General features: G+C 30.5%; 22 protein-coding genes, 1 pseudogene and 1 riboswitch (1 of these 24 only partly in view). Of the genes and pseudogenes, 2 read left to right on the plus strand and 21 right to left on the minus strand.

Annotation, left to right across the window (positions count from 1 at the left end):
• The 9 genes from KQH81_RS12200 to KQH81_RS12240 form a co-directional block, all read right to left on the minus strand.
• Positions 1-2,296: the 5' portion of a 3'-5' exonuclease gene (locus KQH81_RS12200; protein ID WP_099336517.1), read on the minus strand. It extends 269 nt beyond the left edge of the window; 2,296 of the gene's 2,565 nt are visible here — the first part of the coding sequence; the start codon lies at positions 2,294-2,296; its stop codon lies beyond the left edge, outside the window.
• Positions 2,297-2,342: 46 nt separating this feature from the next.
• Positions 2,343-3,371: a pyruvate kinase gene (locus KQH81_RS12205; RefSeq protein ID WP_027639599.1), complete on the minus strand. Its 1,029-nt coding sequence runs from the start codon at positions 3,369-3,371 to the stop codon at positions 2,343-2,345.
• A 134-nt stretch (positions 3,372-3,505) separates the two neighbouring features.
• Positions 3,506-4,840: an MATE family efflux transporter gene (locus tag KQH81_RS12210; RefSeq protein WP_099336518.1), complete on the minus strand. Its 1,335-nt coding sequence runs from the start codon at positions 4,838-4,840 to the stop codon at positions 3,506-3,508.
• A 149-nt stretch (positions 4,841-4,989) separates the two neighbouring features.
• A complete protein-coding gene (locus KQH81_RS12215) occupies positions 4,990-6,324 on the minus strand; it encodes a DUF4179 domain-containing protein (protein ID WP_099336519.1) in 1,335 nt (444 codons plus the stop codon).
• Between the two features lie 3 nt (positions 6,325-6,327).
• Positions 6,328-6,873: a sigma-70 family RNA polymerase sigma factor gene (locus KQH81_RS12220; RefSeq protein WP_230028333.1), complete on the minus strand. Its 546-nt coding sequence runs from the start codon at positions 6,871-6,873 to the stop codon at positions 6,328-6,330.
• Positions 6,874-7,044: 171 nt separating this feature from the next.
• A complete protein-coding gene (locus KQH81_RS12225) occupies positions 7,045-7,914 on the minus strand; it encodes a tRNA 2-thiocytidine biosynthesis TtcA family protein (RefSeq protein WP_027639603.1) in 870 nt (289 codons plus the stop codon).
• A gap of 42 nt (positions 7,915-7,956) precedes the next feature.
• Positions 7,957-9,603: a DEAD/DEAH box helicase gene (locus tag KQH81_RS12230; RefSeq protein ID WP_035771126.1), complete on the minus strand. Its 1,647-nt coding sequence runs from the start codon at positions 9,601-9,603 to the stop codon at positions 7,957-7,959.
• 332 nt (positions 9,604-9,935) lie between these two features.
• Complete coding sequence (locus tag KQH81_RS12235) at positions 9,936-10,742, minus strand: DUF368 domain-containing protein (RefSeq protein WP_099336520.1); 807 nt, start codon at positions 10,740-10,742, stop codon at positions 9,936-9,938.
• Positions 10,743-10,867: 125 nt separating this feature from the next.
• On the minus strand, positions 10,868-11,914 hold the full coding sequence (locus KQH81_RS12240) for a MerR family transcriptional regulator (protein ID WP_099336521.1): 1,047 nt from the start codon (positions 11,912-11,914) through the stop codon (positions 10,868-10,870).
• A 116-nt stretch (positions 11,915-12,030) separates the two neighbouring features.
• Between KQH81_RS12240 and KQH81_RS17775 the strand changes: the two genes are divergently transcribed.
• A complete protein-coding gene (locus KQH81_RS17775; RefSeq protein ID WP_353479580.1) occupies positions 12,031-12,129 on the plus strand; it encodes a hypothetical protein in 99 nt (32 codons plus the stop codon).
• On the opposite strand, the pseudogene KQH81_RS12245 reads toward KQH81_RS17775, so the two are convergent.
• The 9 genes and pseudogenes from KQH81_RS12245 to KQH81_RS12285 form a co-directional block, all read right to left on the minus strand.
• Positions 12,086-12,410, minus strand: a pseudogene (locus tag KQH81_RS12245) (maltose acetyltransferase domain-containing protein); the annotation flags it as partial. The gene KQH81_RS17775 and the pseudogene KQH81_RS12245 overlap by 44 nt on opposite strands.
• A gap of 196 nt (positions 12,411-12,606) precedes the next feature.
• Complete coding sequence (locus KQH81_RS12250; protein ID WP_027639607.1) at positions 12,607-13,245, minus strand: DUF3267 domain-containing protein; 639 nt, start codon at positions 13,243-13,245, stop codon at positions 12,607-12,609.
• A gap of 141 nt (positions 13,246-13,386) precedes the next feature.
• Complete coding sequence (locus tag KQH81_RS12255; RefSeq protein WP_081670359.1) at positions 13,387-13,647, minus strand: GNAT family N-acetyltransferase; 261 nt, start codon at positions 13,645-13,647, stop codon at positions 13,387-13,389.
• Positions 13,648-13,664: 17 nt separating this feature from the next.
• Positions 13,665-14,021, minus strand: coding sequence for a DUF3221 domain-containing protein (locus KQH81_RS12260; RefSeq protein WP_051196332.1), 357 nt, complete (start codon positions 14,019-14,021; stop codon positions 13,665-13,667).
• 23 nt (positions 14,022-14,044) lie between these two features.
• Positions 14,045-14,725 (minus strand): DUF1129 domain-containing protein, encoded by a 681-nt coding sequence (locus KQH81_RS12265; protein ID WP_027639609.1) that lies wholly within the window; start codon positions 14,723-14,725, stop codon positions 14,045-14,047.
• Entirely contained in the window at positions 14,718-15,059 is a 342-nt protein-coding gene (locus tag KQH81_RS12270; RefSeq protein ID WP_027639610.1) for a PadR family transcriptional regulator, read from the minus strand. The genes KQH81_RS12265 and KQH81_RS12270 overlap by 8 nt, the downstream gene beginning before the upstream one ends.
• 165 nt (positions 15,060-15,224) lie before the next feature.
• Positions 15,225-15,986, minus strand: a complete 762-nt coding sequence (locus tag KQH81_RS12275; RefSeq protein ID WP_027639611.1) for a DeoR/GlpR family DNA-binding transcription regulator — start codon at positions 15,984-15,986, stop codon at positions 15,225-15,227.
• 266 nt (positions 15,987-16,252) lie between these two features.
• Positions 16,253-17,437 carry a M20 metallopeptidase family protein gene (locus KQH81_RS12280; protein WP_027639612.1) on the minus strand — a complete coding sequence of 395 codons (1,185 nt, stop codon included), beginning with the start codon at positions 17,435-17,437 and terminating at the stop codon, positions 16,253-16,255.
• A gap of 120 nt (positions 17,438-17,557) precedes the next feature.
• Positions 17,558-19,165 carry an amidohydrolase gene (locus KQH81_RS12285; protein WP_230028334.1) on the minus strand — a complete coding sequence of 536 codons (1,608 nt, stop codon included), beginning with the start codon at positions 19,163-19,165 and terminating at the stop codon, positions 17,558-17,560.
• A 306-nt stretch (positions 19,166-19,471) separates the two neighbouring features.
• Between KQH81_RS12285 and megL the strand changes: the two genes are divergently transcribed.
• Positions 19,472-20,671, plus strand: coding sequence for a methionine gamma-lyase (gene megL / locus KQH81_RS12290; RefSeq protein ID WP_230028336.1), 1,200 nt, complete (start codon positions 19,472-19,474; stop codon positions 20,669-20,671).
• Positions 20,672-20,743: 72 nt separating this feature from the next.
• On the opposite strand, the gene KQH81_RS12295 is transcribed toward megL, so the two are convergent.
• The 3 genes from KQH81_RS12295 to KQH81_RS12305 all read right to left on the minus strand — a co-directional run bounded on the left by KQH81_RS12295 (position 20,744) and on the right by KQH81_RS12305 (position 23,413).
• Positions 20,744-20,974: a DUF3892 domain-containing protein gene (locus tag KQH81_RS12295; protein ID WP_027639615.1), complete on the minus strand. Its 231-nt coding sequence runs from the start codon at positions 20,972-20,974 to the stop codon at positions 20,744-20,746.
• Positions 20,975-21,033: 59 nt separating this feature from the next.
• Entirely contained in the window at positions 21,034-22,440 is a 1,407-nt protein-coding gene (locus KQH81_RS12300; protein ID WP_027639616.1) for an NAD(P)/FAD-dependent oxidoreductase, read from the minus strand.
• 39 nt (positions 22,441-22,479) lie between these two features.
• Positions 22,480-22,581: riboswitch (purine riboswitch) on the minus strand.
• A 130-nt stretch (positions 22,582-22,711) separates the two neighbouring features.
• Complete coding sequence (locus KQH81_RS12305) at positions 22,712-23,413, minus strand: DUF5714 domain-containing protein (RefSeq protein WP_230028337.1); 702 nt, start codon at positions 23,411-23,413, stop codon at positions 22,712-22,714.
• Positions 23,414-23,420: the final 7 nt, after the last annotated feature.

Below are 23,420 nucleotides of genomic sequence, written 5' to 3' on the forward strand. Positions count from 1 at the left end.
CTCCACCTGATGCTCTATCAATTTCACTATTGGAAAGCGATGTTATCGTAAGGAGATTTCTAAGAGAATCTCTTGGATTTATATTTATATTATCATTTTTCTTAAAAAACAGGTACAATTCCTCAAGATTTTCTATACGCTTAGGATCATTTTTATATTTTTTATCTACTCCACACTGAATATATATATCATTTAAAACTTCATGTGGTCTTTTAATGTCTATATCTTTTTTTAATTTTACGATAATTTCATATAATGGTAAAAATCTCTTCCTATAAGAACTCATAACCCTCATTCTATCAAGATATGTGCTTCTAAGTCTTTTTACCATATGAAGAAGTACATCCTTTGTGGCTAGTATATCATTCATAGCATTATGATCCGGTAGCTGACTCACGCCTATATAATCGCTTAATGTACTCAGCTTATGATTAGGCAACTCAGGAAATAGCTTTCTTGACATATCTAAAGTATCATAAAAATCTTTTATTCTATAGTCACTCATACCTAGTCTATACAATTGGCTTTTTAGTATGCTCAAATCATACTGTACATTATGTCCAACTATAACAGTTCCATCTATAAATTCTAGAAATTTTCTAAGTCCTTCTTGTGGTTTACATCCATTTTCCTTTAAAAACTCATCACTAAAGCCATGAACTCTTTCTGAATCTCCTACGGATTTTGACGGTTTTAAAAACTCTTCAAATACAGTATAACTCCCATCACTACATAGCTTTACAGCTGCTATCTGCACAATTTCATCTTTGTTTACGTCAACACCAGTAGACTCTACATCAAATACAACTACATTACCAATATCTATATCTTCTGTAAGATCATAATAAGGATCTCCATATTCAATTGTAGCTTTTTCAATAAAATCTGTAAGTCTTATACCTATTGCTTTATTTTCACTCTTCTCTATGTATTCAATGGTTTTGTCTCCTACTCCAGCTACAAATTCAAAGGATATTCTTTTCATACTGTTTACATCATATTTGTTTAAAGCCAACTTTAAAAATGCCAGCATATCTTTTATCTCTTTTCTTCTAAAGAATTTATATTCATCAACCAAAAACGCTGGTATTCCTCTCTTTTCTAATATAGATGAATATACTTTATTAAGTTCATTGTTTCTTGTTAAAATAGCTACAGAATTTAGAGAATCACTATAATCTTTTTTTATTATATCGCATATAGCATTTCCCTCTTCTTCTATTGTTCTATACCTTTTATATTTTATCTTTTCTCCTTCATCATTAAAATAACTTATAGGTGTATCTAGATATATTCCATTACCAAAATATACTCTTCTCACTTTGTCTAAATAAGAGCATGAAGCATTTAAAAGTGTATCTGTTGACCTATAATTTGTAGTTAGATGTATCTCTTTTATTGGTAAAAAATTTTTCTTAAAGCTTTCTAGTATATGAAATGGCTTTGATCCTCTCCATCCATATATAGTTTGATTTGTGTCACCAAAAAAGCTTAAATTATTTCCTTTTGCCAGTTTTTCTATTATAGAATACTCTAAAAGGCTTGTGTCTTGAATCTCATCCACTTGTATAAACTTGTACTTATTTCTCCATCTAATAGCTATTTCATCATCTTCAAAAATCTCATAACACTTTACAACTAAATCCGAAAAGTCCATTCCGTGTCTTTCTTTCAAAATGAGATCATATTTCTTTAAAAGTATATGTCCATAGTTTACCAAAGCCTTTAAACAATCTATAGGATCATTTTTTCTTATAGCCTTCTCTTTAAAAGTTTCCAAATTAACTTTAAAATACTCATTTATTAAAACTTTGTAATCTTCTCTCACTTCTTTGGGCATAGACAGAGAAAAATGTTTTATATCATATATAAATGTCTCTAACACCCTGGACGGATATGATTTTAAATTAACTTCTTTTATTATTTCTCTGCTGTCCTCTTCATCAAACACTAAAAAATCAGAAGATATATCGGTATTTTTTCTAGCTTCACTTTTTATTACATCAAAACAGAAGGAGTGAAAAGTTCTTATGTATATTTCATCTCCTACTGTTCCTACGGAAGTTCTTATTCTTTCCTTCATTTCATTGCAAGCTTTATTAGTAAAGGTCAGACACATTATTTTAGAAGCTTCTATACCACTAAAAATTATGTTAGCACATCGTGCTGCTATTGTTTTAGTCTTTCCCGTGCCTGCTGGCGACAAAACTAAGAGGTTGTCACAAAGATTATATGCAACCTTCTTTTGTTCTTCATTTAAATTCTTAAATTCTTCTCCTAAAATATCCTTATCCATGGTTATCTCCCATAAAGTAATTTATTGATTTCTTTTCTTTATGATATCATATTAAAGTTTCACAATACATATCAATAATATTTTTTAGAGTTTTAATGGATTCTATAGGGTACTTACCTATGTTGGTTTCTCCGCATAGCATAAAACCTGTTACCCCTCTCTCTACGAATCTATAAATCGACTCTATTTCACTTAAATACGGTGTATCACTATATTTCATTGAGTCCAAGACATGAGTTGCTACTATTATATCTTTTTTGGTTCTTTTCATGTCATCTATTATTTTGTTCTCTATTATAGGCACAGATATAGCTGGAATTTCGCAACACAAATCTCCTCTTCCAATTATTATTCCGTCTACCTTTTTACTTATCTCATAGAGATCTTCTATGCCTTCCCTACATTCAATTTTTGCCCATAATTTAGGTTTGTAAACTATGCATTCTTTTTTTCTAATATTTCTTATCAAAAGCTTAGTTTCTTCTATTTCAGTCACTGATGAAACATAGGATAAGTCTATTATATCTATTCCATTCATAATTGCCCATCGTATGTCCTTTTTATCCTTTTCTGTAAGTCCCTGCTCTTCTCTATCCATATTAATTGCATTTACGCCTTTTTCAGCTCTTATAATCCCACCCAAGATAACTTCAGCGGTTATTATTTCCTTATTTTTATTTATTCCTTGTATCTCAAATTTCATAGTTCCATCTTTCATTGAAATTTCTCTTACACCATAAAGCCTTGAGAAATCTCCTTTGAAGCTAAGAGGTATTACATTATCTTTATTTTTTACGTTTTTATAATAGGCAGGAGATGAGAATCTTACCTTTTCGCCTGGAACAACCTTTTTCTCTCCATTAAAACTTTTGTCAACTCTTATCTTGTTTCCTTGAAGATCTCCCAAAAGCTCCACTTGTGGGTATTTCTTCTTTATATAATCAATTTGTTCTTCCATTACATTTAAATTTCCATGAGACAAATTAAATCTAAAAGTATCTGTACCACTCTTAACCATCATATCTATAAAATTTTTTTCCTTTGCATTAGGTCCTATAGAACTTATTATTTTCACTTATATATCCTCTTACAATAATTAATGCTTTAATAAAAATTATGTGGTTCTTAAAAATTTATGACCTCTATCTTAAATTAATTTAAACAAAAAGCACTATTAAGATTTTAAAATCTCAATAATGCTCAAAAGACTTACTTAAATTCTTTTATAAATTGCTTTTTACTAAATAAAATACTTATTCCTATAATAAAGGTTATTATTTCTGCAAAAGGTACTGTAAGCCAAACTCCATCAACTTCTAAAATCATAGGAATCATAAGTAAACCTAAAAGTATGCCTCCAATACCTCTTGATATAGACATTATAGTAGAAGCTCTATGATTTTCTATAGACTGAAAATATATAGTAGTTATTATATTTATACCCATAAAGATAAAAGCAATAAAGTATAAATAAATTCCTCTTGTAGTTATATCAATTAGCGATAAATCCTTGCTAAATATTCTTATTAAAATCTTTGGGAATAACATTCCTGTCATGAAAAATACTACTCCAAAAACTAATGCTGTGAAATCTGATATCTTTAGAAGCTTTAAAACCCTTTTTTCTAATTTAGCACCGTGATTTATACTTATTATTGGTTGAGCAGCTTGTGCTATTCCATTAAATATACTTACAAAAATCAATCCTATATTTGCTATTATGCTGTAAGCTGAAATTCCTAAATTTCCAAGATATTTATGTATAGTTATATTAAATGCAAATATAACTATACCACCTGACATTTCCATTATAAAAGAAGGTATTCCCCCTAAAATCAATCGTTTTAATATCCCAAAATCAACCTTATTAAAATTCAGCTTTAAAGTGCAGGATTTTTTAGTAAAATGAGTGCTTATTATAATGATCCCTACTATAGGGGATACAAAGGTTGCCAAAGCAGCTCCCTTCATCCCCATTCCTAAAGGAAATACAAGGATATAATCAAGGATTATATTTGATAAACTGCTCAAAATCATACTCCACATAGCAAGCTGGGGAGCTTTATCATTTCTTATGAAGATACTCAGCATAGGATTCAAAATAAATCCTATTGGCATTATCATTATTATCCTCATATATTCTTTCACTAAATTTATATTTTCACTATTTGCTCCTAAAAACATGGCTATATTATCTAAACAAACGAGGCAAATTAATGTCAATATCGCCCCACTAATAATCCCTATAACTAATGAATAAGTGAATACTTTGTGCTCAGCCTCTTTATCATTTTTTCCTTTTGATATCGATAAAACTGTCGCTCCACCCATTCCAAATAAAAATGCTAAAGCATTAAATAAATTATAAAGTGGTAGAACTATATTTAATGCTGCCAAACCTTCAGCTCCTACACCTTGTCCTATAAACATAGTGTCAAAGAATATGTACGAAGATACACTTACAACACCTGCTATACTTGGAATGCAATATCTAAAAAATATTTTCCCTATGTCTGCTTTTAATAAATCTGTATTTCCCTTCATGTCTTACCTCTCTTACTACAAATAATTAAACCCATTTTACCATTTTAGCTTATTTATCTATGCTGTCAATACTTAAAGGCTTCTTTAAATAACAAATTCTTAGCTTCATATGGAATTACCCCATACCTGAAGCTAAGAATTCATTTTAATCATCTCAAATTAATATTTGTCTTATTTTCCTGTAGCACATCATACATAGTTGAAATACTTTTTGGTAATTGAAGTTTATATTCCTCATCGTTGCTATGTTTTTCATATACAAGAGTATAGCTGCCTTCAGATGATGGATTTCTAAGATTTAATATACTGCTCCATGATAAAAATGCTTCGTCACCATTATTACCTATAAATGATATAGTATTAGCCAAGTTTCCTATAAGCTCACCTGAAGCTTTTACCTCTACTTTAAAACACTGCTCATCCTCAGTAATTGAAATTATCTTAAAATAATTTTCTTCATTATTTACTATTTCCTTCTGGAAATTTTTAATTCCCACCTGTTCTAAATCGTCTTTGTCTACTGTATGAATTATATATGGTATAAGTTCTAAAGACGTTGGTATATCATCATAATCCATAATACTTAACATATAGGAAATTCTGTTTTCCTCTAAGATTCCTGACCCACTTAAATGATTGTCCAGTATTCTTCCATCTTCATTTTTAACTACAAATCCTATAATATCATTTTTATTATAATGATCCGAAGAATTTTTGAATTCTACATTTATTGATGCTTTTATCTCCATAGGAGAAGCTACAACTTCATTATAAATAACATCGTAATTTTTCCCTTTAGTAACCTTTTTATCCGAAATGTTCTTTGTGCTATTTAAAAGTTTTGTACTATCAATATTTACTTTATAGACCCACTCACTCTTTCCTTTTGACAAAGTGCTTGTTAATTCATACTTTGAAGGTAATTCCTCTTCAGTTGCTAAATTTATAATCAAAAGTCCTTTATCATTATCTAGTTTTATATAATCATCACTGGCTCTTTTACTATCAATAAAACTCCCATTGATGTATACTTTCAAATCTCCCTTGCCTAACTCCCATGGTTTTTCACCTTTTATCGCATATACGACTTTTATACTGTTAGACTCTGATATGATTCTTTGAAGTGTTACATCATAACCATCTTTTGAAAGTGTACTTCCTACCATTGTGCCAAATTCTTCACCCTTGCTTGAAATTATTTTTCTAGTAGATATTTCTTCGAAAAATCCTGATATCTTTGCTGATACATCAAAGGACTTCTCTCCAACTCCTATAATAGTTATTGTAACCAACGCAGCTGCTAACCACTTTATGACTTTCTTTTTGTCAATATTATTTCTTTTTCCATTCTCTTCATTTTTAAAGCTACCATCCTTTATAGAATTTAGCGTAGTCTCTATTGCATCATCTATTTCTTTTGGTATATCACCATTATTTTTAAATCTTGTTCTTAAAAATGCATCTTCTTTTTCTTCCCTATTCATATCTTAATCCTCCTTTAAAATTGAATACAGTTTTTTTCTAGCTCTAGAAAGTCGTGACTTTAAAGTTCCTTCAGGTATTTCTAAAATTTTGGCTATATCTTTTAATAAAAAATCCTCATAATAATAAAGTTCTACCACTATTTTCAAATCATCATCTAAAGAGTCCAGCGCTCTTTTGAGATCTAAATTTTCATATGTATCTACATATTTTTCTTGATTGATACTAGCATCATTATTCAAAAATATTACCCTTCTATTTTTTCTGCATATCTCATAACATTGATTTATTACTATTTTTATAAGCCACGTTTTGAAATACTCATTCTTTCTTAAGCCACCTATGCATTCATAAGCTTTTAATATAGATGATGATAACGCATCTTTTATATCCTCTTCTTCCTTAAGAATAGTTTTTGCTACTCCATACATTGAGGATTTATAATCTCTAATAAGATTACAAAAGGCATCCTTATCGCCTTGTTTTGCTCTTTTTACCAAAAGTATTTCTGCATTGTGCCTCGGTATTATCCCTGTCATTGAAACCTCCATGATAAACCTCCTTCATAATTTCTTATCTACTATTTAGATGCATAACTATAAAGATTGGTTCTCTTTAAATTCAATATTCTTATATTACTATATAATCTAATATTCTTTACAGAATTTAACTCTAAAAAATAACCCCTAAACTGCTTTTAGCAATTTAGGGGTTAATATCATTTATTCTTCATCATAATAAAAATCTAAATATGAATGTTTTTCTCCATCCTTTTGCCATCCTAAAATGGAGTCCATATTTACATTTTCAGCGGCTCTAAAAATTGATTTATCAACATCTTTAAAGTCTTTCTTGATGTTTGAAATCATCTCTTTTATCTCATATCTCTTGTTTCCGATTTTTTTAGCAGCTACCATGCATGCACAGTTTAGCGGCCATATTCCTGAACTTTGTGTAAAGTTCTTTATATACTGTTCCTCTATAAGGTACATAGGCCTTATAAGTTCTATATCTTCAAAATTTGTAGCTCTAAGCTTTGGAAGCATAGTCTTAAAATTTCCTGCATAAAGCACATTTAACATTGTTGTTTCTATTACATCATTGAAATGATGTCCTAATGCTAACTTATTGCAACCAAGTTCCTTTGCTTTTGCATATAAGAATCCTCTTCTCATCCTTGCACACATATAACAAGGGTATTCTTGAGCTATCCTATCCACAACTTGGAATACATCTGATGGATATATTTTTATAGGTATATTTAAATACTGGCAGTTGTCTATAAGAAGCTCTTTAACATTTTCATGATATCCAGGGTCCATAACTAAGAATTCTAGTTCAAAGTTCATTTGGCCATGACGCTGAAGTTCTTGAAAAAGTTTTGCCATAAGAAGGCTATCCTTCCCCCCCGATATAGCTACAGCTATCTTATCACCATCTTCTACTAGATTATATTCCTTTATAGCCTTGGTAAACTTAGACCATATTTTTTTTCTGTATGTTTTTACTATGCTTCTTTCTATATCCGCTAGAGGTTTTCTCTCACTAGTTGGGACTAGAATTTCACATCCTTCTCCTGCTATTCCGCTCACAAAAAACACCTCTCTTTAACAAAACCATTATACCATGTTTTTTTATCTTCTTCTTCTTTTTCCATCATTTGATTTATTTTTAGCTATTTCTACGTTTACGTTACATCCTTTAATCTTTTTCTTGCTTAAGGATTTAACAATATTTTCTTCATATTCTTTTGGAATATTTACAAAGGTGTAGTTATCATATATATCTATATTTCCTATAACTTTACCTTTGATTTTTCCGTTCTCAGCTATGAATTTAACAAAATCTCTAGGCTCTACACCTTTAGTCTTTCCTATATTGATAAATAGTCTACATAGATCTTCTCTATTTCCACCACGTGATTGTGATCTAAAACCTTCTGTACGATTTCTTTGTCTTCTCTGTGGAGTCATATCTATATCTTCTTTATCCATGAAGGCTAAGTTATTCTTTAATAATACAGCCGCAAGTTCTACTGGAGTTATTCCTTCTTCTTCAAACTCTTGAAGAACAGAAGTATACTTATCTATATCCATTTCGCTTATAGTACTCTTTAAATCTTCCATAAGCTTTTCTGTTCTTGCTTTCTTAAGCTGATTCATTGAAGGAATTTTTTCTTGAGTAATGTTCATCTTTGTATATGACATTATATCCTTTAAAGCATAGAACTCTTTTGGAGATGTCATAGTTATGGCTGTACCTAATCTTCCTGCTCTTCCTGTTCTTCCTATTCTGTGAACATAGAATTCCTCATGATTTGGTACATCATAGTTGAATACCATCTCTACATCATCTATATCTAATCCTCTTGCTGCTACATCTGTTGCCACAAGGATTTTTATATCTCCGGTTTTAAACTTCTTTATAACTTCAAGTCTTGCACCTTGATTCATATCTCCATGTATCTTGTTACAAGAATAACCCTTTTGTACAAGTTCATCCGTTATTTCATCAACCATTCTCTTTGTATTACAGAATATCAATGAAAGCTTTGGATTGTGTATATCTATAAGTCTTGTTAATACCTCTATCTTGTATCTCTCTTCAACTTCAATATACTTTTGATCTATGTGTGTATTTGTTAATTCTTTCTGCTTAACTTTTATCTTTTGAGGATTGTCGAAATATTTGTCAACTATCTCTAAGATATTCTTCTTCATAGTTGCAGAGAATAGTAGAGCTTGAATATCACCTTCTATTTGATTTAATATCTCTTCTATATCCTCTCTGAATCCCATGTTTAACATTTCATCAGCTTCATCTAATACTAGAGATTTAAGGTTATCAAATTTGATAGTACCTCTTCTCATGTGGTCCATTACTCTTCCTGGAGTTCCTATTATAATATTAACTCCTCTTCTTAATGTTCTTATCTGCATTTCCATAGACTCTCCACCGTATACAGCTAAGATTCTTATGTTTTTCTTGTATTTTGCAAGTTTTTTGAACTCTTCACTTATCTGAACTGCCAATTCTCTAGTTGGACAAAGTACTAAAGTTTGAATAGCATTTAAATCTTCATCCACCATATCTATTGTAGGGATACCAAATGCCGCTGTCTTTCCAGTTCCAGTCTGCGCTTGCCCAACAACGTCTCTTCCTTCAAATACTGCTGGTATAGCCATTGATTGTATAGGAGTAGCTTCCTCAAATCCCATTTCTCTAACAGCTTTTTTTACTGCTTCTGAGCAGTTCAATTCTTCAAATCTTATTGTTTCCATTAAATTCTCCTCTTATTTTTAATTTTATATAAGTCGAACCTACTGATATTAAGTTTTCTTTAATTTTAAACCAATATACTTCCCTTCGGTTCCATAGTTATTTCATAAAATATCGCAACACAAAAGCCGAACTTCAAAAAAACTCTCATTTATACAAATAAAAGAATTTTCAAATTCGGCCCGAGAAATTCAAAATTCCCAATTTTATCAAACTACAAAACCAATTCGCATGTAGTGTCGTTTATACAGATTTCCATTATAACACATGAAAATATTATAGTCAAATTAAAAAAAGCACTTCTTTTTTTGAAAGAAATGCCTTTTTTGAGTTATTATTTATTAGAACCTAAGAAATATGCCATGGCTGCACCTATTAATAATACTATTATAGATACAATTCCTTCTGCTCCAAAAACAAAGCCTGGATATATGGCGAATATTGATCCTACTACAAATCCAAGTATAGCCATATATGTTCCTTGTTTATATTTTTTAATAAGTATATCTATAGCTTTAGAACCGCCTAATATACCAAATGCAACTCCTATTGCTACAGGAACTAAAATTAAAACATTCATATCAGCTATAGCCGTTATTATTGTTGTGTAAACACCTAAAATAAGCAATATGAAGGATCCGCTTAGTCCTGGAATTATCATAGCAACTGCACCAATCATGGAAGTTAATGCAAGGGTAATAAATGAATTCAAAGTAAGTGTAGTTATTATCTTTGCGTTTTCTTCTGGCGGATTAATAACTGATATAGCTACTATAAATGCAAAAGTTATTATGAATGGTATTATGTTGCCTTTTTTAACTCCACCCTCTTTTGCCTTGTTGAATATAAGTGGGCAACTTCCAACTATAAGTCCTATAAAGAAGAAGTTAGTTGCCATTGGATAATTTCCTAAAAGATATTTTACTATCTTACTAAAAGCAACTATTCCAACTACAGCTCCAAGTCCTATTGGAATTAAATACAATAAGTTCTTCTTCCAGTCTTTAAAGAATGTACTGATAGATTCTATAAGTTCGTCGTACATATGAAGTATTACAGCCATAGTTCCGCCGCTTACTCCAGGTATTATATTTGCGACACCTACAGCCATACCTTTAAAAAAGTTCATCAAATTATTCATAGGTTCTCTCCTTCGTTTGTTTCCTCATTAAATCATGATCTCGCTTTTTTTGTATGATGAATTTAAAACTCCATCTTAAGCTAAGAATTCATTTTATCTTATTCTTTGTTTTCTCAAAACACCTATTACATTTTACCAAATTCAATGACCCAAGTAAAATTAATTACATGATTATAATAAAATTTTAACTTTCTTTCCTCAGCATAATCTTTCAATGACTCCACATCGCTATAATATTCATCTTCAATTATTTCCCACAAGTCTTCTCTATCTATAGATTTGTAATACTCTTTTTTTCTTTGACGTTCTCTTTGATTCTCAAACATCAAGTCAACTATTATTATTTTTCCATTGGATGATAAAGCTTTAATCATATTATCTAATGCTTCTATCTTTTCCTTACTGTCTAAATGATGAAATGCATAAGTAGAAACTATAACATCAATAGGATTATCATCATAATTGTCATCTAAAAAATTTCCAAGCTTTAAAGTCAAATTTGGATATTTATTTTTAGCCATTATAAGCATCTCTAAGCTTTGATCTATGCCAATAAGTTCCTTATCGTCTTTCAATTTCCCAAGAAGATTTCCAGTACCACATCCTATATCTAAAATTCTGCTTTCTTTAGGTAACACATTTATCTTTTCAGCTATATCATTAATAATGTGGTCATATTGACAAAATAGATTTAATTCGTCACCTAAATCTCTTACGCTCATATCATAGGATTTAGCCCAACTGTCAAACCCCCATTTATCTCTCCAGCTTTGACTATTTTTCACACTCTCATAATTATAGTTTAGTATATCTTTATAATGATTTGCATCACATTCTTTTAAAACAAGGGCATCATTTATGGTATTCTTTAGGGATTCCTTAATCTTTAAAAGAGTATTAATTTTATAATCTACCGCTCTCTTTTGGTTATATAGTCTTTCAATAAAGCTATATCCATCTTCATCATAATCTTTCATCATTTCTTTTATATCTTTTATAGAAAATCCCAATGTTCTATAAAGCATTATCTCCCTAACTCTCAAAATATCATCTTCATTATAATTCCTATAATTATTATTATCCCTATTAGGTTTTATTAACCCTTCTTCTTCATAAACCCTAAGTGCTTTATAAGATATATCTAAAAACTCACATAATTCTTTGCTCTTCATCTTTACCCCTCCCTTTGAATTTAGTATATTATCTGCCCTTAGGGCAATGTCAATGATTCAAATTTAATAATTTTATTATAGAAAATGTATTGTTTGATAACATAAGCGAAAACAGTATGGATTCATTAGAACTGTCTCTAGATTTCTATCAAAGACTAAATTCTCTTACAGATATATCTGAACATTTGGTTCAATTAGCGCATTATTTCCAATGACAATTTTGTTATCATCCAAAAAAGTACGATTCATATTCACTTCACAATTATTTCCAAAACAAATATTGTTGCCATAATCAACAAAAACGGTGCTTAATCCACAAATTAGAGCCACGCCCACCTAACAATTCTGTTAATATATGGTCTTTTTCCGCTGCATTTTCGGAATCTGTTTGGTTATAATCTCTAGCGAGATTTTTAGCTTTATGCCATTGGTTTAATAATTCTTCATCTCCACAATCATAAAGCTGTCCTGCTAACATTTTTTCTCTTTCTGTCATATCTAAATCTCCACAAAATTCAAATTTATTTGACTCATTAATACAAAATAAGAACAGTACTCTGTCCCATCATGTCCAATTAGCTTTTCTCTAGACATGGAAAAGCCTATTTTTTCTAGTGCCTTTATTCTTTCAGTAGCTTCTTCTATTGCTTTTGTAGCTATCTTATTACATTAGCTTACTAAATATCATAGATTTAATTTGTATGCTCAAATACAACAATGCCACATTCATATGGATGGTCCATATATATACTATCTCGTCCATTTTCTTTATAAAATAACAATTTTAAAACTATAAGCGTATCACCGCCACCTCCTATAATCATAAGTAGTGAAAGTAGAAATAGAATGTCATAATGGTATATAATTGCAATAATAGCAGGAATAATTCCAACAATAATGGTTGGCATAAGCGCTCCAATAATGTACTGCCTCTTTGTCAATGCTGATTTACAAGTACAATATGGAGTTAGCATATGCCAAATGAACCCAAACTCAATGTCATGAAAGTGGTTTTCTGAAAAAAACGCCCATGTTATTCCGTGAATGCCCTCATGAATAACTGTAAGCATAACTACAGAAATCAGAAAAATCATTCCACTTACAAAATCAAAGTTTATCATGGCTCGTCCTCCATTCATCCTAAAGTAAAGCCAACAAAATAAAATCACAGCAGGAAGCATAACAACAACTGCCATAACATTTGCCGTAACAACACTAATCGTTAAATCTTTTTTCTTATATCCTTGTTTCAATAGATTCTGAACCTTAGCTTCAAATAATTCTTTTCTTTTCGCCTCCGCCGAAGTTAATTTTCTTTCTTTTTTTGCCATTATAATTCACCTTTCTAAACTGTATAATATCTTGTAATTAGTATAAATAGAAAGTATCATCACTTGGTATTATACAAATATTTTTTACTATAAACTCCAATTTATTTAGCTATGATTATATCAAGCGTGTAATTTCACTTTTTATAATCTCTTTAGAAAGAAATATTCCGAAAATCCATCTTCTACACTTTCGTAACTTCCAACTTCCTCATAACCTATTGAAGTGTAGAACTCTCTCCCTTGCCAATTAAATGTATCTAATCTAATTATGTTTGCTCCTAATAGTTTTGCTCTTCTCTCAATTTCATTCATTAGGAGTGTACCAATCTTCTTATTTCTATATTTTTCATCAACAAATACAGTGGAAACATATAAGATTTTAAAGCTATAATTTCTTTGAATTCATTAATATGCTTATCTTATTCAGACTCACCTCGAAGTATAATCGCATATACTTCATTTATTTTTGCAGGATAAGTTTCTAATATTGTACCACTATAATAAACAGATACATTATCACCTATATTAAAATGTGTCATACTGTCTTTTAATTTAACATCTAACGATACAGATATTTTGTCACTACTTTTAAATTCTTCTTCATTTTCATTAACTGAAACGAGAATCGAATTATCCATAACCTCGACCACTGTCCCTTTAAAATTTGGTTTTGTATAAATATCATTCATTGTCATAGGTTTAAAAATATACATCAGAAAAAAAATCAGGATAAGCGAAACTACAAATAAAATCCAATACACTTTTCGTGGCTTCAAAACACTACCCTCCCATTAAATTCTCATTCACTCTTAATTATAAATTTATTCACGCCTTTATATATCCAGTACACTCCTACTATTATAGCTACATAAGTTATATTTAATGAAAATATAACTATACTGCTTAGGATTTTTGACATAATTACAGTAAATATTATTAAGCCGGCTATACTTGCTCCAAAAATAAAATTAGCTAACTTATCGTGTTTTTTACTCTTGCTAAGTTCAAAACTATTTTTACCAATATAATTTATAATCCAATATGCTATTCCTATAAATATCACCCATCTAAAAAACATTGACAAATCGTAATCATAGGTCATATTTACATTTCCTTTTATTATTTTATGGAAATACAAGAATATAAAATCTATTGTAAGCATAATACAAAAGCTCTCAACCACAATTGATAGATTTTCCTTAATTTTTTGAACTATAGTTTTATGTGGATTTACTGCTGCTATAGTATCATCAGCAAACTTTTTTAAATCACCTCCAACCATAGCTTCTATTAACTTTCCATCTTGTTGCCACTCTAAAAACATTAATAATACGTCGCTTAAAATCTCTTCCTGTTCCTCTTCACTCAAATCACTTACTCGCAAATAACAAACAAAATCTGTATATATTTTAAGGTTTTCTTCATTTAAATTTTCACTTATCCTATTATTTTCTTTTCTTTTTTCATCAATACTACTCACAAATATCCCCTCCATAATTCTCAAATATTCTATCTACACTACTTTTAAGTTCTTGCCAAATTTTAAAAAACTCTGCTAACTCTTCTTTTCCTAAATTAGTCAACGTATAATATTTCCTTTTAGGTCCTAATGCTGATTCTTTCTTTTCCGAATTAAGCAAACCATTTTTCTCTAGACGCAATAATAATGGATAAATAGTCCCTTCACTAACTTCATCTAAGCCAAACCTTTTTAGCTTTTCAGCAATTTCATATCCATACACCTCATCATCATTAATAATTTTAAGAATACATCCCTCCAATGTTCCTTTAAAAAATTGAGATTTGTCGCCCAAAATATCACCTCCTAGCTACCTTGCAGTACAAGATACATTAACTATATTGTACTGCAAGGTAGCCCTCAAGTAAATACTTATTTCTTATAAATTTCAAAAGGAAATTTATAAGAAATAAAAAAAGCTCTCATTCTCTTAAGAATAAGTGCTTTTAGCATTTAACCTTTATATTAATTTCACCGATAATTTTTTCAGCTTATTTCTAATTTCATCACTAATGTCTGAATCAGTAATTATAGCCTTAAATTCCTCTAAATCCGCAAATCTATACGTACTATCTATATCAAATTTTTCCTTCTCAACAACCAAAAAGGCTTCTTTACTATTAGAAATTATAAGTTCTTTAACATTGCCATCTTCTAATTCTGCAGTATATGCACTATTGCTAATTAAATTCACGCCTGCACTCCCAACAAATCCCTTATTAAATATGTATTTAGATATACTTTTAATAACTTCCGAACCTAAAACACCTCCAGATTTGTTGTTGTATATACCGCCTATACATATTAATGTTACGATATCATTATTATTAAATAATGGAGGTATTATTGACATATTAGTTATTAAAGTTATTTTCTTAGTGCTGTTTGCTATTAATTTAGCTAGAAAAAAATTGATACTTGAGGATTCTAAAAAAACTACATCTCCCTCATCTATAAGTTTAAATGCTTTTTCAGCTATTAACTCCTTGGTGTCTAAATTTACTTTCATTCTACTATCAATAGGAATATTACTAGAAAATTTTCTATTAAGTATAGCTCCGCCATATGTTCTTTGAAGAACTCCCTCAGACTCTAGCTTTTTCAAATCTTTTCTTATCATACTTTCTGAAACATTAAATAGTTCACTAAGATCTTTTACTTTAACTCTGCCATTTTTATCGAGTATATTTAAAATTTGTTCCAGTCTTTCTTCAGTAAACATTTACACACCTCATTAATTATTATCATTTATTCCTATTCTTGATTGTTATTATAGCATATTCATTTAAACATTACAAAATCACTTGAATAACATTGCAAAATGATATAAAATGATAATAAACAGAAGCAAATGATAATATACATTAATCAAAATCATTATAATTGTCATATAATTCAGCGTCATAGGGTAATGCTTAGCGTCATATTTATATGTTCAGGCATCTTAAAATAGCTTAATCAATGACTATTTTAAGGTGCCTAGTTTTTTTATTTATTATTTTTTAGCCACATAATAGCAGAATATGTATGCATAGCTGCCCCAGTAACTAATATATCCTCATTAAATACTACTTTTTCATTGTGCATTGCTTCCCCATATAATGAATTTTCCTGCTTCGTACCAGCACCTAACATAAGATAAATACTAGGAACCTCATATGAATAAGATGCAAAATCTTCTGAGCCCATTCCGCCTCCTTCAAATAAAACGACTGATTTTTCTCCTAACAAATCTTTTAAATAAGATGTTATCTCCTTCGCTAAATTAGTATCATTAACTAAAGGTGGGACTGATGATAATTCTATTATTTCAGCCTCTCCTCTAAACATATTAGCTGTAGATTTTACTATATCATTTATTCTATTAAAGATAAATTCACCTATATCCCTATTTAAACTCCTTATAGTACCTTCCATAATAACTTCACTAGGTATTATATTAGGTGCATCTCCTGCTACAAATTTACCTATTGTTAATACTGCAGATTGAGTAGCAGATATTTCTCTAGAAATTATTTCTTGTAAAGATATATATATATGTGACGCTATATTTATTGGATCTACTCCTAGTTCCGGCATAGCGCCATGACAAGCTGTTCCTCTTACTACTATTCTAAATCTTATGCATCCTGCTATACTGGTTCCTAGTCCACATAAAACAACATTTGAAGGAGTTCCAGAATGAACATGCATTGCCATAGCTGCATCAACTTTAGGATTTTCAAGTACACCTGCTGCTAACATTTTTTTAGCTCCAGTAAATCCCTCTTCATCTGGTTGAAATACTAATTTAATTGTACCTTCTATTTCATCTTGATTTTGTTTTAATAATTTAGCTGCTCCTAAAAGCATTGCAGTATGCATGTCGTGTCCACATGAGTGCATAAATCCATTATTTGATTTAAAATCACATTCAGTTGCTTCTTCCATTGGTAATGCATCCATATCTGCTCTTAATAAAAATGTTTTTCCCGTTTTCTTTCCTTTAATTGTGGCAACTATTCCACTTTCACATATCTCTTTTGGATCATATCCAAATTCTTTTAATTTGTTAATCACATAAGATTTTGTCTTAGGCAATTCCGAACCAACTTCTGGATTACTATGAATGGTTCTTCTATAAGTTATTAATTCATCTTTTATTAATTTAGCTTGATTTATAATTTTATTCATAAATGCACCTCATTTTCATCTTAAAATTTAATAAAATTCTAACTTTTTTGTTATATTACTTATATTACTCAAGTCAAAATATGATAATTAATGTCCTTATTTAATCATTATCTTTCCTTATCATTCTTGCTCCTTAGCTCTATACAATGTTTTTCCTTCTTTTATTGTCTCAACTACTTTTATATCTTTTATGGTCATAGGATCAACCTTCAAAGGATTCTTGTCTAAAATGACTAAGTCAGCTAATTTACCTTCTTTTATTGAACCTTTCTTATCTTCTTCAAAGTATTGATAAGCCGCATTTATTGTTACACCTTTTAAAGCATCTAGTGGAGATACTTTCTCCTGTTCTCCTATAACTACACCTTCTTTTGTAATCCTATTAACTGCACACCATATGGTTTCTAGCATATTAGGTAATATTACTGGAGTATCTTGGCGAAGAGTGTACACAACTCCTTTTTCTTTTGCTGTCTTTACTGGACTTATTTTAAATGCTCTTTCACGACCTAAATTTTTGATATGAATATCACCCCAATGATAAGTATGTGCAACAAAGAAAGAACCAATCATATTTATCTTTTTCATCTCATCAAGTTGATCATACCTCACAGTTTGAGCATGAATCATGACAGGACGATAAGTGTCGGTATAATTATTTTCTTTTATATTTTCCTTAAATCCATTTATAAGCTGATCTGCTGCAGCATCTCCATTACAATGAGTTAAAAGCTGCATTTTTTCCTTTAAAGCTACGCCTATAAGCTTCTTTGTTTCTTCGTCTTTGTATATAGGATATCCCTTATACTCATCATCAGAACTTTCATAAGGCTCTGTAAGCCATGCTGTTTTTCCTTGTGGTGATCCATCTAAAAAGATTTTATATCCACCTATTTTAAATCTATTAAAATATTTATTTATGTACTTCTTATTGCTTTCAGCAGCACTTTTAGCATTTTTCAAATCCACATATCCTACTACATCTACTTTTAATCTATTGCTTTCAGCCATAGCAGTTAAAAGTCTAATTTCATTATTTCCTGCCATTCCATCTTGAACTGTAGTAATTCCAAAGCTCAAGTATCTCTCCTGTGCCTCTTCAATAAATCCTAATACATCTTTCAATGATGGTTGAGGAATTTTTCCTGCTGTATGAGTAAAAGCATTTTCTTCTAAATATCCATTAGGTTCATTAGAATTTTCGTACCTTCCTATAACTCCACCTTCTGGATTAACACTATCACTATTTATTTCAAGTTTTTTAAGTGCTGCAGAATTAACTACTCCCATATGTCCTGAAGCATGAGCAATTATTATAGGTATATCTAAAGAAATTTTATCTAAAACAGATTTATCTGGATGTTTCTTTTCTATTAAATAGTTGTTGTCATATCCAAATCCACTTATCCATTGCCCATCAACTAATTTTCTACCTTCCTTAAATGCTTTTATCTTTTCTATTATTTCATCAAAGCTAGCTGCTCCACTTAAGTCAACACTAACTAATGTACTTGCAAAAGCCGTTATATGGCTATGAGGATCTATAAAAGCTGGAATTAAAGTTTTTCCTTCCAAATCAATGACTTCAGTGTCATTTCCCTTTTTTTCTAAAATTTCTTCCTTTGTTCCTACATTTTCTATTATTCCATCCCTTACAAAGATAGCCTCTACATAGTTATTATTCTCCATGGTCAAAATCTCACCATTATAATAGATTTGTTCTTTCATATTAAAGACCTCCTTAAAAGAACTTAAGTGTAAAATAATATATCACATATTCTTTAAAAATTCATTACATCCTTGTGCAAGTTTAAGAAAAAAATAAAATTTAATACTTTGTACTCATTTTTTAGTTTTCATTAATATTCAGTATTAAAATACTTTTCCTTTTTATATCTTTATCAACTTTTTCTATGATTATTAAACTAATTATTTTTTCTAAATTTTTCAAAGATTCAGTATGCTTATTGTAAAAGTATAAACTTTGCTTTATTCTTTAATCATAAGATATTTTTACAATAGGGGGTTGTATTAATGAATAATAAGGATCTAAAGAACAAGGGATTTGCTACAAGAGCCATACATGGTGGGCATCAACCAAATCAATATGGTGCACTATCTACACCTATATATCAAACATCTACTTTTGTATTCGATAATGCAAAACAAGGTGGAGATAGATTTGCTTTAAAAGAAGATGGCTATATATATTCTAGATTGGGAAACCCAACTAATACTTCGTTAGAAGAAAAACTTGCTTTATTGGAAGGTACTGAAGCTGCAATTTCAACTGCTTCAGGTATAGGGGCTATATCAGCAGCTATGTGGACAGCATTAAAAGCTGGCGACCATGTGGTAGCATCTGACACATTATATGGATGTACTTTTGCATATTTGAATCATGGTTTAACAAGATATGGTGTTGAAGTAACATTCTGTGATGCTTCTGATCCTGAAAATATAAGAAAAGCTATGCAAGAAAACACTAGAGTAGTATATCTCGAAACTCCTGCAAATCCTTCTCTAAAAATAAATGATATAGAGGCAATAAGTAAAATAGCTCACGAAAATAAAAACTGTTTAGTTTTTGTGGACAATACTTTCTGTACACCTTATATCCAAAGACCTACGGAGCTTGGTGCTGATGTTGTTATTCATTCTGGAACAAAATATCTTAACGGTCATGGCGATGTAATATCAGGATTTGTATGTGGAACAAAGGAATTTATTGATAATGTAAGATTCTTTGGCATAAAAGATATGACAGGTGCAAATTTAAGTCCCTTTGATGCTTTTCTAATAATAAGAGGTCTCAAGACTTTGGCTATAAGAATGGATAGACACTGTGCTAATGCTATGAAGGTAGCTGAGTTTTTAGAATCTCATCCAGCTGTTGAAAAGGTATACTATCCAGGGCTTAAATCTTTTCCTCAATATGAGTTAGCGAAAAAGCAAATGAAACTTCCTGGTGGTATGGTAGCCTTTGAATTAAAAGGTGGTTTAGAGGAAGGCATAAAGGTTATGGATAATGTTAAACTTTGTAAACTTGCTGTAAGTCTTGGCGATGCCGAGTCCTTAATAGAACATCCAGCTTCTATGACACATTCACCTTACAGTGCTGAAGAAAGGGCTGAAGCAGGCATAAGCGATAGCTTAGTTAGACTTTCTGTAGGACTTGAAGATGCTACCGATATAATTGAAGATTTAAATAATGTTTTAAATATGCTGCTTTAAAAAAATAACTTTTTTATAGAAAGAGCCTATCACTTTAAAATGATAGGCTCTTTAAGTTTAATTCTTTATTTATTAATCGAAATTTGGAAGTTCATCTAGATTGTCGTTTTCTTTTCCGTTAGGATTGCTTCTTATAAATTCTCTTCCATTTTTAGCTTTTCCTACGTTTACTCCATCTATCAACTCATTCTTTGCCATAGATATAGCTTCTGTTACTGAGTGAACTTCTCCATTCTCTAACATAACATCTGTTATATCACCATCAGAGTTCTTTTTAACTTTAATAATTTTATTCTTTTCCATAAATATTATCCCTCCTTAATATTTTTATCTAGGGTAATAATATTTTGTGGATATAAAACTTATTTATTCATCAAATTTCTAGCCATGATTACTCCCATAGCTGAAGCCATCATAAGACCTCTAGTCCATCCGCTTGAGTCTCCTAAGCAGTAAAGACCTTTTATGCTACTTTCGAAAGTATCTTTATCTATATCTATTCTATTGCTGTAGAACTTTATTTCTGGTCCGTACAGCAATGTCTCACTGCTTGCAAAGCCTGGTACAATCACATTCATTGCCGCTATAAAATTTAGTATATTAGTCATAGTTCTATATGGCATAGCTGCAGTAAGGTCTCCTGCCACAGCATCTGGAAGGGTGTACTTCACATTTGTCTGATCAAGCTCTTTTTGCCAAGTTCTTTTTCCATCTAATATGTCTCCATATCTTTGAACTATTATATGCCCATCTCCAAGCATATTTACAAGCTCTCCAACCTTCTTACCATATTCTATAGGCTGATTAAAAGGCTGTGAGAAATTGTGTGAGCTTAATATAGCTAAATTTGTATTGTTTGACTTCTTATCTTTATATGAATGTCCATTAACTACAGCTAAATTATTATCATAGTTCTCTTGGCTTACAAAACCTCCTGGATTTTGACAGAATGTTCTTACCTTATCTTTAAAAGGTGCTGGATGCCCGATTAATTTTGATTCATATAAAACATTATTAACCATTTCCATAACCTCATTTCTTATCTCAACACGAACTCCTAAGTCAACAGTTCCTGCATGGTGTTTTACATCATGCTTTGTGCACATATCTTTAAGCCAATCTGCTCCCTTTCTTCCTGTGGCAACTATGACATTTTCTCCATATACTGTTTCATCTTTTGTTTTAGTCATTGAATCTGAAATTACAACACCTTTTACTTCATTATTTTCAACAACTAAATCTTTTGTTATAGTATCAAATCTTAATTCTACCCCATTATCCTTTAAATAGTTTTGTATCTTAAGATATATCTCTTGTGCTTTTTCAGTTCCTAAATGCCTTATTGGACAATCTACAAGCTTTAATCCAGCTTCAATAGCTTTTCTTCTTATTTCTTTTATCTCTTCATTGTTTTCTACACCTTCAACTTTTGTATCTGCTCCAAAATCAAGGTATATGCTGTCTGTATAATCTATAAATTCTTGAGCTTTATCGCTCCCTATTAGGTTTGGAAGGTCTCCTCCAACTTCATAGCTTAAAGAAAGTTTTCCATCTGAAAATGCTCCAGCTCCTGAAAATCCAGTTGTTATATGACAGTATGGTTTACAATTTACGCATACCTTTGTCTTATCTTTTGGACAATGTCTCTTATCTATGCTTTTACCCATATCTAAAAGCAATATTTTATCTTTTGAACCCTTTTTAATTAGCTCTAATGCTGTGAATATTCCAGCGGGACCTGCTCCTACGATTATTACATCATATTTCATAATAACATCCTCCTAAAATTAGCGAATTTAATTTGAAATTGTATTAGCTTTCCCACTTATAGTAGAACTATTTATGGTAGTTCGGTAGAAACATCTAGCCCTTATTACTAGATTTATATAAGTGAACATTTTTTACTTTATAGACGTTAAAGTTCGCCCATTAGGAAGTTTATATCAATTCTATAAAAAAATCAATAGTCTTTTTTTATATTTATCATAAAAAAAGAGGGATTACTTAATTAATCCCCCTAGACTCTTTCACGTATTTCTATTAATATTTAAAATAAAACTTGCATTTTTCTCGCAAACACTCGCTATTTTTGCAAGAAAATTTACATTTGTATTCATGCGTATCTAACTTAACTATTGAGTTCTCATCTAAGAACTTTATAGCTTCTTCTATAGCCAAAAAACTATCTCTTTTGCAACATCTTGGCCCACCAAAAGAACTTATAGCTTCTAATGATTTTGCAGTCATCAAGTTGCATTTTCCCCATTTTTCACTAGATAAAGGAGTAGCTCCTAAAGCTATACTCATAAAAATTCCTGTTCCTACTGCTGCACCACAAGCACCATAAAATCCACAAAATCCTCCAAGTATATTCTTAGCTCTTTTTTCACACTCTTTAATCATAAATGGAAGCTTTTCTTCTTGATTAGCTGCATTTGAATAAGCTGTTAAAAGTACAGCTGGAACTAAAAAGTGATGCTCTGGACCATGCATTTTTATTGAAGGATGACTCATTAAAGATTCAGCCATCTCTACAGGGTCAGTACTCTTGCATGAGCTACAGTAAGATTTTATTATGTCATATGCACTCATACTGTGACATGAATCACAGACATAATGACCAGCTTCACAACAAGCATTAGACTCGAAGGATTTCCCACAATAATGACATACCATAGGTATACTCTCCTCATAGTATTTTAGCTCTTTCCCACAAACCAAACAATTTACATTATTTATCATTGCATTC

It is taken from the genome of Clostridium cadaveris (assembly GCF_020911725.1).
GTDB lineage: Bacteria > Bacillota > Clostridia > Clostridiales > Clostridiaceae > Clostridium_X > Clostridium_X cadaveris.